The organism is Nonomuraea typhae (assembly GCF_009760925.1).
GTDB lineage: Bacteria > Actinomycetota > Actinomycetes > Streptosporangiales > Streptosporangiaceae > Nonomuraea > Nonomuraea typhae.
The window spans coordinates 722,532-735,588 of the sequence record NZ_VRLV01000004.1 but is presented as its reverse complement, the minus strand read 5'-3'; the positions used below and the strand labels follow the sequence as shown (position 1 = coordinate 735,588).

Annotated in this window: 11 protein-coding genes; 1 reads left to right on the top strand and 10 read right to left on the bottom strand. The window is 71.2% G+C overall.

Going from position 1 to position 13,057, the window contains the following annotated elements; genetic code table 11:
• The 7 genes from FVE25_RS19340 to FVE25_RS19310 all read right to left on the bottom strand — a co-directional run.
• A partial coding sequence (locus tag FVE25_RS19340; protein WP_246267165.1) for an AMP-binding protein occupies window positions 1–824 on the bottom strand: 824 nt, incomplete at its 3' end.
• Window positions 811–2,148, bottom strand: coding sequence for a carboxylesterase/lipase family protein (locus FVE25_RS19335; protein ID WP_157248342.1), 1,338 nt, complete (start codon window positions 2,146–2,148; stop codon window positions 811–813). The genes FVE25_RS19335 and FVE25_RS19340, both read right to left, overlap by 14 nt.
• Window positions 2,145–3,455, bottom strand: coding sequence for a M28 family metallopeptidase (locus FVE25_RS19330; protein WP_157248341.1), 1,311 nt, complete (start codon window positions 3,453–3,455; stop codon window positions 2,145–2,147). Before FVE25_RS19330 ends, FVE25_RS19335 begins: the two co-directional genes overlap by 4 nt.
• Complete coding sequence (locus FVE25_RS19325) at window positions 3,452–4,252, bottom strand: carbohydrate ABC transporter permease (protein ID WP_157248340.1); 801 nt, start codon at window positions 4,250–4,252, stop codon at window positions 3,452–3,454. The genes FVE25_RS19330 and FVE25_RS19325 overlap by 4 nt, the downstream gene beginning before the upstream one ends.
• A complete protein-coding gene (locus tag FVE25_RS19320) occupies window positions 4,249–5,112 on the bottom strand; it encodes a carbohydrate ABC transporter permease (protein WP_157248339.1) in 864 nt (287 codons plus the stop codon). The genes FVE25_RS19325 and FVE25_RS19320 overlap by 4 nt, the downstream gene beginning before the upstream one ends.
• Window positions 5,109–6,341 (bottom strand): extracellular solute-binding protein, encoded by a 1,233-nt coding sequence (locus FVE25_RS19315; RefSeq protein ID WP_157248338.1) that lies wholly within the window; start codon window positions 6,339–6,341, stop codon window positions 5,109–5,111. The genes FVE25_RS19320 and FVE25_RS19315 overlap by 4 nt, the downstream gene beginning before the upstream one ends.
• Before the next feature lie 10 nt (window positions 6,342–6,351).
• A complete protein-coding gene (locus tag FVE25_RS19310) occupies window positions 6,352–7,209 on the bottom strand; it encodes a poly(ethylene terephthalate) hydrolase family protein (RefSeq protein WP_157248401.1) in 858 nt (285 codons plus the stop codon).
• Between the two features lie 66 nt (window positions 7,210–7,275).
• Here FVE25_RS19310 and FVE25_RS19305 point away from each other — a divergent pair, with 66 nt between their 5' ends.
• Entirely contained in the window at window positions 7,276–7,932 is a 657-nt protein-coding gene (locus FVE25_RS19305; RefSeq protein WP_157248337.1) for a TetR/AcrR family transcriptional regulator, read from the top strand.
• Window positions 7,933–7,963: 31 nt separating this feature from the next.
• On the opposite strand, the gene FVE25_RS19300 is transcribed toward FVE25_RS19305, so the two are convergent.
• From FVE25_RS19300 to FVE25_RS19290, 3 genes are all read right to left on the bottom strand, one after another.
• On the bottom strand, window positions 7,964–9,904 hold the full coding sequence (locus FVE25_RS19300) for a hypothetical protein (protein ID WP_219825561.1): 1,941 nt from the start codon (window positions 9,902–9,904) through the stop codon (window positions 7,964–7,966).
• Window positions 9,905–9,975: 71 nt separating this feature from the next.
• A complete protein-coding gene (locus FVE25_RS19295) occupies window positions 9,976–11,547 on the bottom strand; it encodes a hypothetical protein (RefSeq protein ID WP_157248336.1) in 1,572 nt (523 codons plus the stop codon).
• Window positions 11,548–11,974: 427 nt separating this feature from the next.
• Window positions 11,975–12,985 carry a LacI family DNA-binding transcriptional regulator gene (locus tag FVE25_RS19290; protein ID WP_157248335.1) on the bottom strand — a complete coding sequence of 337 codons (1,011 nt, stop codon included), beginning with the start codon at window positions 12,983–12,985 and terminating at the stop codon, window positions 11,975–11,977.
• Window positions 12,986–13,057 lie beyond the last annotated feature (72 nt).

The following is a 13,057-nucleotide window of genomic DNA, read 5'->3' as shown; positions in this document are numbered from 1 at the left end:
ACGCCGTACAGCGCGGTGCACCTCTCCTGCTGCACGGCCTGCAGCGTCGCCTCCGGCGCGAACCCGGCGGCGGGGATCACCACGCACGCCCCGTGCGAGGCGGCGCCCAGATTGCCCATCACCATGCCGAAGCAGTGGTAGAAGGGCACCGGCAGGCAGACCCGGTCGGCCTCGGTGTAGCCCAGCAGCTCACCGACGAAGAAGCCGTTGTTGAGGATGTTGTGATGCGACAGCGTCGCCCCCTTGGGGAAACCGGTCGTGCCCGAGGTGTACTGGATGTTGATCGGATCGTCGGCGCTCAGCGACGCCATCCGGGCCCGGACCGCGGCCGGGTCCGCGGGCAGGGCCAGCAGGTCCTCCCAGCTCGGGTCGCCGAGGTAGACGGTCTCGCCGAACCCGATCTCGCCGATCATCGCCCGGTAGTCGCTGCCCTTGTGCGCCGGCGCGCTGATGAGCAGCCGCAGGCCCGACTGCCTGACCACATAGGCGAGCTCGTGAGCGCGGTAGGCGGGGTTGACGTTGACCAGGATCGCGCCGATCTTCGCGGTGGCGTACTGGACGATCACCCATTCCGCGCAGTTGGGCGCCCAGATGCCCACCCGGTCACCCTTGGCCACACCCCGGGCGATCAGAGCGGCGGCCAGCCGGTTCACCTCGGCGTCGAGCTCGGCGTAGGTCCACCTGCGGCCGGCGGGCACGTCCACCAGAGCCTCGCGACCGCCGAAACGGGCCACCGTACGCTCGAAGTTCGCACCGATCGTCTCGCCCAGCAGCGGGTGTGACGCCACCGCGCTCGAGTAGGACAGCATGTCAGAAACCTCCATCGAAGATCATGGTGTGCCCGAGCGGCCAGCCGGGATCGCCGGTGCGGGCGAAGCGCACCCAGGCTGCGTGCATCGCGTCGGCGAGCGCCTGCGGCGCGCCCGGCCCCGCGGTGCGTGCGACGCCGGGCGCGTCGAGCACGTCGAAGACGAAGGGCAGGTCGAGGTTGTGCACCGCGCCCACGCGTCCGCCGCCGACCGGGCTCTCGACCGGCGACTCCCACCGGAACTCGTAGGCGTAGGCGGGCCTGGCCTCGCGGATCCAGCGCGTCTCGCGCGTGAACAGGTGCTCGGTGAAGGCGCGTCCGACGCGCTCGGCGGGCGTGAGGCCGGGCTCGCCCTGGACGCCGAGGTGGTCGAGCACGGCCTGCGCGGAGGCTTCGTCCACGTCGGCGGCCATGCGGCGGACGAACACGTCGGCCTCCTGTGAGGTGCAGCCGGCCAGCAGCGGAAGGTGCGCGCTCGCGGGCAGGGCGGCCAGCGGGACGGCCGGGATCAGGTCGCCGTCGACGACCGGCTTGACCGGCACCGACGCGTTCAGCCCGCCGGAGTCGCCGGCCAGCGGCGGCGGCTGCTCGGCGACGAGTTCCGAAGGGGTCAGCCGGGCGAAGGCGGAGCGCGTCGGGGGGATCCCCAGCCGGGCGGCGAGCGTCTTGGCGTGGCCGCGCGCCTCCTGTTCGGTGGCGACCAGATTGGCCGAGCCGCTCATCACGATCGCCCGCCGGAACAGCCCCTCGGCGCGGGGCATCGTCAGCAGGGTCGCGACGGCGGCGCCGCCCGCCGACTGCCCGGCGATCGTCACGTTGCCGGGGTCGCCGCCGAAGGCCGCGATGTTGTCGCGTACCCATTCCAGCGCGGCCAGCCAGTCGAGGACACCCCGGTTGAGCGGGGCGTCCTCCAAGGCCAGGAAGCCCTCGAAGCCGAGCCGGTAGTTGACGGCCACGCAGACCACGCCGTCGCGGGCGAAGCGGTGGCCCTGGTGCCAGGCCGCCCCGTTGCCGCCGATGGAGAACGCGCCGCCGTGGATCCAGACCAGGACGGGCAGCCCGGCCCCGCTCAGCGAGGGGGTGCGCACGTCGAGGTTGAGGCAGTCCTCGCCGGTCTCGAAGACGTCGGGCGCGTACAGGCCGATGTCCTCGCCCGCCGCCTGCGGGGCGGCGGGGCCGCGCGTGACGGCCGGCCGTACGCCCTCCCACGGGAGCGGCGGGACGGGCGCGCCGAAGCGGTGCTCGCCGAAGGGCGGGGCGGCGTACGGCACGCCGAGGAAGGCGAGCACGCCCTCCTCGACCATGCCCTCGACCAGCCCGGCAGTGGTTCGCACGATCATGCCCGGCGCCATCCGGCCGTCCCTTCGACGATTCTGATCGCCGCCCTGGTGAGCGGCTCGAGGCTGGGCTCGTGCACCTTGTCGAGGGTGTCGGCCGAGTCGAACAGGTACATGGGAGCCGACAGGAAGTGCACGAGCGGCACGCCTTCCGGGTGGAAGAAGGCCCCGTCGGTGGGCGGCATCGGGGAGAACACGTCCGGCGGCAGCACGAACGAGCGTCTCAGGTCCTCCGCGACGAGGGCGCCGGCCACCAGGCTCTCCAGCTCCGGCTTCCTCGTGGTGAACCACCAGCGGGGTTCCGGGTCGGCGGTGGGCGCCAGTTCGCCGTCCACGACCACGCACCGCCGGGCGGCGTGCTCCAGGTGGAGCTGGAGAACGACGTCGCCCAGCAGGTCGCGGTGGGTCTCGATGAAGGCCCGGGTGCCCGCGGCGTGCGCCATGTGGCCCGCGGTCAGCAGGAAGATCAGGTTGTGCGGCCGGTCCCGCTCGGGCACGCCCGCCCAGTAGCGGGCGGCGGCCAGCACCAGCGCGATCCCCGAGGCGTCCTCGACGGCCGAGGCCCAGGGCGCGTCGTGGTGCGAGCCGATGATCACCCACTGGTCGGAGCGGCCGGGGAGCGTGCCGATCACGTTGTGCGAGACGGCCGGGCCCGTCTCCGCCTCGACGGTGAGCGTGCCCGTGCAGGGGCCCGCGTCGACCAGGTCGAGCACCCGCCGCGCGTCGCCGCCCGACAGCCAGACGGCCGGAAGGTCGCGGTGCACGGCGTCGTAGGGCACGTAGTAGTCGCGTGTCTCCCACGGCACCCCGGTCAGCGCCCCCGCGAAGGCGGCGGCGCCGCCGTCCATGACGCCCTGGATGACGTCGAGGTAGTCGAGCTGGAACGGCAGCGTCTGGACCAGCTCGCCGAAGACGCCCTCTGGGTCGTGCACGGCCGTCGCCAGGTCCCTGACGTAGGACTGCGGCAGCTCGGTGAAGGCGTACTCGGGCACGACGATCGCGCCCGGCACGACCTCGCGGCTGACCGGCGCGCTGACGACCGCCTTCGGCGTGGTGTACGGCAGGGCGGACGCGGCCACCCGCACGCCCCGAGACGGCCCGGTGTCCGGGCGCACCGCCAGGGAGGCCGTCACCGGCCGCCAGAAGGGCAACTCGACCGGCGCCAGCCGTACGTCGTGGAGCCCGAACTCGGTGAAGCGCTCGGCGGCCCACGCGGCGGTCCAGTCGTCGGCCGGATAGCCGGGACGCCTGATGCCGCGCGAGGTGACCGTCTCGATCCACGCCATCATCCGGGCGGTGTCCGGGATCATCGTTTCAGCCCTCCGAAGGTGAGCCCCGCCACGTAGTAGCGCTGCAGCGCCACCATCAGGATGAACGGCGGCACGGCGGTGACCAGTGCCGCGGTGGTGGTCAGGTGATAGGTGACGCCGGCCTCGCTCTGGAAGTTGGCCAGCCCCACCGGCAACGGCCACAGCTCCTGCTCGTTGGCCACGATCAGCGGCCACAGGAGGTTGTCCCACTGCGCGAGGAAGTGCACCAGGAACAGGGTGATGAGCGCGGGCTTGAGCAGCGGTACGGCGATGCGGGCGAAGATGCGGAACTCCCCCGCGCCGTCGACCCGCGCGGCCAGCAGCAGCTCCTTCGGAACGCCGAGGGCGAACTGCCGCACCAGGAAGACGCCGAACGCGCTGATCATGCCGGGCACCATCATGCCCTGGAAGGTGTTGACCCAGCCGAGTTCCTTCACGATGAGGAAGACCGGGATGACCAGGACCATCGGGGTGAGCGCGAGCGTGCCGACGACCAGCGCGAACAGGACGCGGCGGCCGGGGAAGGACAGGTGGGCCATCGCGTATCCGGCGGCGGCCGAGAAGATCACGTCCAGGGCGGCGGTGCCTACGCACAGGATGAGGCTGTTGCGCACATAGGTGGGCAGGTTGCCCGCGCCGAACAGCCGCCCGACGTTCTCGGGCAGGTGGAAGCCGTTGAAGACCAGCCCGCGCAGGTCGGTGTCGTCGGGCGCCGAGGCGACGACGAGCATGACGTAGACCGGCAGCAGCATGAACCCGACCGCGACGATCAGCCAGGCGGCGCGCAGCACTCTCATGCCTCGCCGCCCTTCAGGAACCCGAACTGCAGCGCCGAGACGATCACCATGGCGGCGAGCAGCACCATGCCCATCGCGGCGGCGTAGCCCATGTGCTCGTAGGGGAAGGCGTTGGCCCAGATGTAGTACGGCAGCACCTGGGTGGCGTCGGCGGGCCCGCCGCCGGTGAGCAGGAAGGCGGGCACGAACGCCTGCATCGATCCGGCCACCGAGATGACCAGGACGAACAGCAGGGTCCTGCGCAGCAGCGGAAGCGTGATCCGGGTGAACGTGGTCACCACCCCTGAGCCGTCGATGGCGGCGGCCTCGTACACCTCGCCGGGCAGCGCCTGCAGCCCGGCGGTCAGGATGATCACGAACAGGCCCATGCTCTTCCAGACGACCATCACGACCAGGGCCCAGATGGCCAGGTCGGAGCTGGCCAGCCAGGACTGCGGGGCGATCCCGGCGAGGCTGAGGAGCGTGTTGGCCAGGCCGCGGTCGGAGTAGATGATCACCCAGACCATGGACGTGGCGGCGAGCGGCATCACGGCCGGGATCATGACGAGCGCCCTGAGCCAGCGGTTGAGCCGTCCCGGCTTGCTCAGCGGCACGGCCACCAGCAGGGCCAGCACGATCGTCGGGACGACCGTGCAGACCGTGTAGACGACGGTGATCCACGCCGAGTTGAGGAAGCCGGGATCGGCGAACATGCGCTCGTAGTTGGCCAGGCCGATCCAGTTGGGCGTGCCCGCCATCTCGTAGTCGGTGAAGCTGAGATAGATGGCGGAGAGGAACGGGACCAGCCAGAACACGACGAAGAAGACGGCCACCGGGAGGGTCAGCGCCACACCCGCCGTGGCCTGGGGGCGGGTTCTCATCGGATCAGCCGCACGGTGGTGTCGAAGGCCGCCGCGGCCTGGGCGGGGGTCGCCTTGCCGTGGGCGACGGAGTCCACGGCACTGGCCGCGGCCTTGGCCAGTTCGAGGGTGCCGGGGATGATCGGGCCGAAGTCGACGTGCGGGAGGCTGTCGGCGACGATCTTCATGATCTCGGACTTGCCGCGCGGCCCGGCCTCGCGCCAGCCCTTGGCCGGGATGATGATGCCGTTGTCGAGGTTGGCGGTCACCGACGGGGCGCCCTGCAGGTAGTTGACGAGGTGCCAGGCGGTGAACTGGTTGGGCGAGTCCTTGGCCACGCCCCAGCCCCAGGTGTAGGCGGGCACGACGGAGGTGCCGCCGGCCCAGGCGGGCATGGGGGCGACGCCGTACTGCTTGCCGAAGGTGAGTTTGTCCTTGCCCAGCTTCTCCAGCGCCGGGCCGAGGAAGGCGCCGCTGACGACCATGGCCGCCTCGCCGGAGTAGAACAGGCCGAGCGCGCCCAGCGGGTTGGAGAGCTTGGGGTTGCCGATCTTCGACATGTACGTCAGGGCGTTGAGTCCCTGCTCGGTGGCGAGCGACGGGAATGAGCCGCCCTTGCCCTTGATGAGCGCGGTCAGCATCATGAGGGCCCACTGCGGGTCGCCGTAGAGCCACTGCAGGCCGACCCGTCTGCGGTCCTTCGTGGTGAGCTTGGCGCTGTACTCGGCGATCTCCTCCCAGGTCGATGGGGGCTTGGCGGGGTCGAGCCCGGCCTCCTCGAAGCGGTCCTTGCGGTAGTAGAGCAGGCAGGGGTTGAAGTCGATGGGCACGCCGTAGGGCACGTCCTGGTAGGTGAGCGGGGTGATGGTGCCCGGCTCGTAGTTCCGCAGCGGGAGCGCCTTGGTGTCGACGGGCGCGAGCCGGTTCTTCTTGGCGTGCGCGGGGAAGCTCCAGTGGCCGATCTTGAAGACGTCGGGCGGGGCGCCGCCGCTGAAGGCGGTCAGCAGCTTGGCGTCGAGCTGGCCCACGGGGAGATAGAGCAGCCGCACGTCGACCTGGGTCTCCGCCATGTAGCGGTGGACGAGTTCCTGAAACTGCCGGCCGGTGTCCTGCGAGCCGTGCAGCCAGACGTTGACCGTGCCCTGTGGCCTGCCGTCCGCGGCCTGCTGCCGGGGCTGGTCCTTGCCACATCCGGCGAGCAGGGTGAGCGCGCCGGCGGCGAGGAGCCCACGCCGCGTCAGATCCGCCATGGTGGTTCTCCTAGGTGAGGTTCTTGAGTGCCTGGTTCTGCCAGGCGGTGTTGGCGGGGAGTTCGGGGGCGCTGCCGGCGAACGCGCCGCGGGCCTGGGTGTCGGCCATGAGGCGGTACCTCAGCCAGGCGGTCACGTAGCCGAGGAAGCCTCCGCCGGTGTTCTGGACATCGTTGTGCCCGGCGCCCTTGAGCAGCGCCTTTCCCGCTCCGGCGGCGGCCTGGTCGTAGTAGCCCTGCACGGTCGCGGCCGAGGAGATCAGCCAGTCGTTCGCGCCGCTGAGGAAGAGCACCGGGCAGGTCAGATCGGCGACCGAGAACTCGTCTCCCGGACTGGCCATCCACTGCGCGGGCACCGCGATCGGCACGACGGTCTTGATCAGCCCGGCGGAGTCGTTGGCCGCGTTGATGGATCCGCCCGCGCCCTGGGAGTGGCCGACGGCGGCGACCTGGGCGGTGTTCAGCTTGCCGTGGAAGACGCTGGCGGGGTCGGTGTTGAGGCCGATGAGGTGCTGGGCGGCGGCGAGGATCTCGGCGCCGGTGCCCGTGGTCGTGTCGGTGGAGGCGACCACCGCGAAACCCCACGAGGCGAGGTGGCCGAGCAGTCCCGGATAGTGGTCGGGGGTGGCCCACGAGCCGTTGCCCCAGGTGACGATCGGGTGGGTGACGCCGCCGGCGCCCAAGGTCTGCGGGTAGTGGAGCCGGTGGCCGCCCGAGACGCCGGTGGCGACCGGCCACGGGCCCGCCGCCTGATACATCGTTTCGATGGTGGAGGCGGCGTTCGCCTCGCTGGCCCACGACAGGAATCCGGCCGGCATGAGGCCGAGCGCCCCTGCCCGCAGCGCCTGTCGGCGGGTGAAGTTCTCCATGGTCACCTCGTGGATTATTTGGAGACGTGAACGTCTCCCAAGAGAGGGAAGTACGATCGGGAAGCGATGTCAAGACATGAACAGAAGGAAGTTCGGGCGGCCCAGCCGCTTCCCAGGGGGCGGCACGGGCTCTCCCCCGACACGGTGCGCGCCTCCCAGCGGGAACGGCTCGTGGAGGCCATGCTGAGGCTCGTCGCGCGGCGCGGATACGCCGCCACGAGCGTGCCGGACGTGATCGCCGCCGCGCGGGTCTCGCGCAACGCCTTCTACGCCCAGTTCGCCGACAAGGAGGCGTGCTTCCTCGCCGGATGCGAGCGCGACCTGCCCGAGATGATCGACTCGATCCGCGCGGCCGCGTCGGTGGCGGGCGACCACTGGAGCGAGGCGCTCCGGCTGGGGCTGGACGCGTATCTGCGGTGGTGGCAGGAACGCCCGGAGTACGCGCAGGCGTACTTCGTGGAGTTGCCGAGGGCGGGCGAGCGGGCCGTCGAGCAGCGTGCAGCCGCCTACCGGCCCTTCCTCGACATGCTCGAGGCGCTGGCCGCGCGGGCCAGGCAGGAGGATCCCGCACTGCCGCCGCTGCGTGCCGCGGTGCCCCGCCTGATCGTCTACGGGAGCACCGAGTTCATCGCCGCGGAGGTGCGTGAGGGCCGCGTGGCCACGCTGACGGCGTCGGCCGGCGACCTCTTCCACTACACGGTCACCCTGCTCACGGCATCGTGACCGCCCCATCCGCCCGAAACAGTCACGCTGCTCACGGCATCGCGGCCACCCCTTCCGCCTGAACCCGCCAGCCCTCCGGGAAGCAGCCCGCCACCGCCATGTGCGCGACGGCGGCCAGCAGCCCGCCGTTGCCCGGCAGGTAGAGGGGCAGCAGCTCGGGCCACTGGTGGTTGTGTCCGCTGGCCAGGTAGGTGTTCTTCGGGACGTCCATCAGCAGCGCGTCCACAGCGGTGTCGGGCTCCCCGAGCCTGGCCGCGCACATGGCGAGCATCGGATAGTCCCAGCCCCAGGTGCTCTCCAGGTCCCAGTCGGCGAGCACGTCGTGCAGGGTCGCCCGCATGATCTCGGGGTCGATCAGCGGGGTGGGCGGCACGAACCCGAGCGCGCCGGTCATCGAGGGGTGGTCGGTCCTGATCGTGTACGGCTCCACGCCGATGGCCGCGTAAACGCCGTCGCGCACCAGCGGCCTCGGCAGACCGTCCATGACCCGCGCCCACTCCGGGTCGGGATCCAGGCCGAGCAGCCCCCGCCACCGCTGGGCCGTCTCCAGCCCCCACCACCAGTAGGCCAGCTCGAACGCGGGATCGCGCACCACCCGCCTGGACTCGTAGTAGGACTCCTGCGCCGGGACCAGCGGCGGCCCCAGATGCCCGCCGGCCGCGAACGAGGCCATGAACTCGGCCGTCTCGAACACCAGGTCCCGGTAGTCCTCCAGCGCCCCCGGACGGACCCGGCGGAGCAGCTCGGCGAAGTAGATCAGGTGCGGTTGCTGCCAGACGAGGAAGGCGCCGATCTCGCTCGGGCTCTCCCTGCCCTCCGGCCCCGCCTGCTTAGGCCAGCGGGCGCCGCGGAACCCCTGCCGCCGGGCCGTGGCCCTGGCCCGCGGCAGGATCGAGCGATACCACGGCAGGCTCCGCTCCAGCAGCTCCGGCCTGCCCCACAGGGCGAAGTGGGCGGCGTGCCACCAGTGCATCTCCAGATGGAACTTGCCGCTCCAGGAGTTGACGGCCAGCCCCGTCTCCTGCGGCGGGGTGGTGCCCGCGCAGTTGACCGCCGTGAGGTACTGCGAGAGCACCACCCTTCGTTCGAGCTCCGGTGCCCGAGGGTCCGTACTGCCGTCGAAGCTCACCGCTCCCCCGCCGCTCCAGAACCTCGCCCAGTGGGCGGCGGCAGCCGTACGGACCCGGGAGAAGGACGGGAGGGCGCCACCGACCGGATGACGGGCGAACTCCACGACGAGCTCCAGCTCGTCGCCCTCGATCACGTACACGTGGGCGCCGGGCGACGTCATCCGCGCCGATCCCGTCCATTCGGCGGCCACGTGGTAGCGGTCCTCGTCCAGGATGCGGGTGAAGTCCGCGCGCGAGCCGTCCTGCGTGTGCGTGGTGGTGTGCCTGCCGGGACTGTCCCAGTCGGCGGTGGTGTGCCAGCCGTCGCTGGCGTAGGGGAAGGCGATCCTGATCCCCCCGCCCGCGACGCGGATCGCCAGCAGGTCCCGCTCGGGGTGACAGACCGTCTCCACCTCGTACGGCCGGCCGCCCAGCTCGAAGGAGCTGGACAACAAGCCGGTCCACAGGTCGAGGGTCTGCGCCGAACGGCCGAGCAGAGCGGTCTCGTCGGCGTCGAGGCCGATCCGGCCGAGATGCAGGCGGTGCGGGTTCACGTGCAGCCAGCCGCCCGCCTCGGTGGCCGGGTACAGGTCCGGATAGCCGACCCCGTCGTAATCGGTGAACGCGTCCTCCAGCACGTGACCCTTGGAGTTGGGCATCGTGTGCCAGCCCCACTGCGCCTGCGTGCCCAGCGGTGCGAAGGTCTGCAGGCCGGTGGCGTCGGCGGTGAAGGCGAACTCCCCGTTGCCGACGGTGAGCGGGCAACCGGCGTCGATGATGGCGTGCCGGCGCACGAGCGCCCTCCGGTCGACGCGCACCCCGCCCGACCCCACCCCGTCCAGGCGCACGCAGTCCGGTCTCACTCTGTCCGACCGCAGGTTGTCGGACCCCAGGCCGTCAGACCCCAGACCGTCAGACCCCAGACTGTCCGGGCTCATGCGCACCCCGGTGTGCCGGAGGCGCGCTGCTGGCGCATGGCGGTGACGTCGCCAGCGACGGCCGACTGGGGCATCGGGCCGAGGTCGAGCACGACGTCGGTGAAGGCGAGCGACGCCTTGCGCATCACCGGCAGGTCGATCGCCTCGGTGCCGAACTGCGGCGAGAACAGCGTCTTGGGCGCGGCGATGGGCGCGATGACGGGCAGCAGGTGCTGGTTGTACGGCGTACCTTCGCCACCGAAGCCGCAGTGGTGCGGCACCGTGGCGAGGTCGGCCGCCGACAGGCCCTTGAGGATCGCGGTGCGCTGCACATCCCAGTACTGGATGTGCCCCTTGACCAGTTCGCGCAGTGGCGTGCTCTCGCTTACGGGAACCCAGAGCAGTTCGGTCAGGGAAGAGCTGGCGACGAGCTGCTTGCCGGGCAGGCCGTTCGGCCTGGCGACCGCGTCGTACCGCTTGGCGCCGAGGTGTTCGAGCACGACGACGGAGGAGACCCCACCCTGGTCGTACTCGGCGTCGAGCTGGGCGGCGAGCTGGCCCGCGCCGCCCTCGCGGACGTTCGGGCCGGTCAGGTGCTGGTAGAGGTGGCCGGTCACGAACGCGAACTGGACGGTGCGCGGACGGCACTCCAGCGGTAGCGACGCCAGGTAGCGGGCCATCTCGATCATGGTGAGCGGGCCGTTGTCCCACACCGGGCTCATGCCGTCGGTGTGGCTCTCCACGACGATCTTCTGCGCGCTCCCGCCGGGGAGAGTCGCGAGCAGGGTGCGGGTCGTCGTCGGCGTCCAGGCGGCGTTCACGGTCAGCGCGGCCTGGACCGGCTGCCCGGCGGCCAGCGCGTCCTTGATCTGCTTGCCCTGGTCGGCGCCGACGTACACCCCTGGCACGCCGTACGGCAGGCCCTCGTAGGGCGCGTACATGCCCTGGATCTGGGCATGCGGGAGCTGGCTGACCTCGATCACGCCTGCCGCGCCCGCGGCGGCGGCCGCCTTGAGGTCGGCGTCGGCCGCGGCCGGGGCCTCCATCGACTCCGAGCCGAGCAGGTTGATCGTCATGGCCGGGTCGTACATGGAGTAGCCGAGGGTGGGCGGATAGAACAGCAGGTTGGGCACGTTGGTCCACGGCAGGTCCCGGACGACGATCTTCCCGGCGGCGTTGGCCGCGGTGATGTTCGTGCCCGCGGGCAGGTGGACGAGGGGCGCGGAGACGCCGGCAGAGGCGGAGAACGGCACCGGGGCCGCGACCGGCACCGCCGTACCGCCGACGGTCAGTCCGGTGCCGAGGCTGTCCCAGCGGTCGATGGCGTAGGGCAGGGAGGAGAACTGGAGGCCGGGGATGGCCGCCATCTCGTCCTCCACCCAGTCGACGTACGCGGTGTGCGCGGCGGAGCCGGTCGGCCTGGGGCCGAACGCCTCCTGCTGCTCGGCCAGGGTGTTCAGGCGGGCCTCGGAGGCGAACGCGGCGGGGTCGACCCTGACGGGACAGGCCAGAGCGGCCGTCTGGGCGGAGGCCGGTTGCGCGGGCGCGACCAGCGGGAGGAGAAGGGCGAGGAGAGCGAGTCGTCTCACGTGGGGGGTCCTTCCATTAAATCGTTTTAACACATGGCCCGTAGTAGCCAGAGCGTTCAACCGCCTGACCCGATACGGCCGAAACGTTTCAACGCCCGGCCCGGCAACCGGATCGTTGCAACGCCCGGCCAAGCAGCCAGAGCGTTTCCACGCCTGGCCAAGTGGCCAGAGCGTTTCGACGCCTGGCCCGCCACGACCAGAACGTCCAAGGTCACGACCCGGCGGCCGAGGCGCGTGACACCTGGCCGGCTACAGCCAGAGCGTTCAAACGCCCGGCCACTTCGGTCAGAACGTTTCAACGCCCGGCCCAGCAGCCAGCTCGTTTCAACGCACGACCCAGCGGTCGAAACGTTTTAATGCATGGCCTGCTGCAGCCACACCGTTTCGATGCGTGGCCCGCGGCAGTCCCCCGACGTGCGGCTGGTTCTCAGGGTCGAGGCGGTCCCGTGGTTCCGCGGACGACCAGTGTGGGCGACACCGACGACGTCACCGACCGCGTGCGTCCCTCGATGCGCTCGACGAGCAGGCTCGCGGCCGTCGCCCCGATCACGTGCCCGTCCTGGTCGACGCTGGTGAGCGAGATGCGTTTGAGCGAGGCGATGCCGATGTTGTCGTATCCGGCGACGGAGAGGTCCTCCGGCACCGACAGTCCCGCCTCGTCGGCGGCGCGCAGCACGCCGAGCGCGGCGATGTCGGCGCCGGCGAAGATGGCGGTGGGCCGGTCGTCGCGCGCGAGCAGTTCCCGCGCGCCCTCGAAGCCACCCTCCTCGGTGAAGGAGGTGGCCAGCACGTCGCCGGCGAATCCGTGGGCGCGCATCGCCTGGCGGTAGCCTTCGGCGCGCACCGTGTGCGGCAGTCCCTGGACGCGGGCCCGCTCCAGGTGGGTGATGTGCGCGATCCGGGTGTGCCCGAGCCCGACCAGGTGGTCGACCACGAGCCTCGCCCCCATCACGTCGTCGTCGACGACCGCGTCGTAGGCCGCGGCGCCGCCGTGCCTGCCGACCACGACGACGGGGGTGGCCGTCGCGATGGCGGCGAGTTCGGCATCCGTCATGACCGGCGAGATCAGGATGAGCCCGTCCATGCTCCGGTCGATCATGGCGTTGGTCATTCTGGCCTGTGTCTTGGGTTCGATCCCGCCGGGTCCGAGCAGCACTTGGTACTCGGTGCCGCTCAGCCGGCCGGTGACGCCCTCGATGATGTCGGGGAAGAACGGGTTGCGGGTGTCGGAGAGCATGACGCCGAGGGTGTAGGTGCGTCCGCGCAGGGCGCGGGCCGCGGCGTGCGGGCGGTAGCCCAGCTCGTCGATGGCCTGCGTCACCTTGGCCTGCATCTCCGCGCTCACGCCGTAGGCCCCGCGCAGCACCTTGGACACGGCGGCCGTGGAAACCCCGGCTCGCCTGGCCACGTCGGCGATCGTCACCCGTCCGCTCGTCACACGCCATCCTTTGTAGAACGATTTCTAAAGGAGGAGGCTAGCTCGCCAGCGTCACTCCGGTCTACCTCTTGA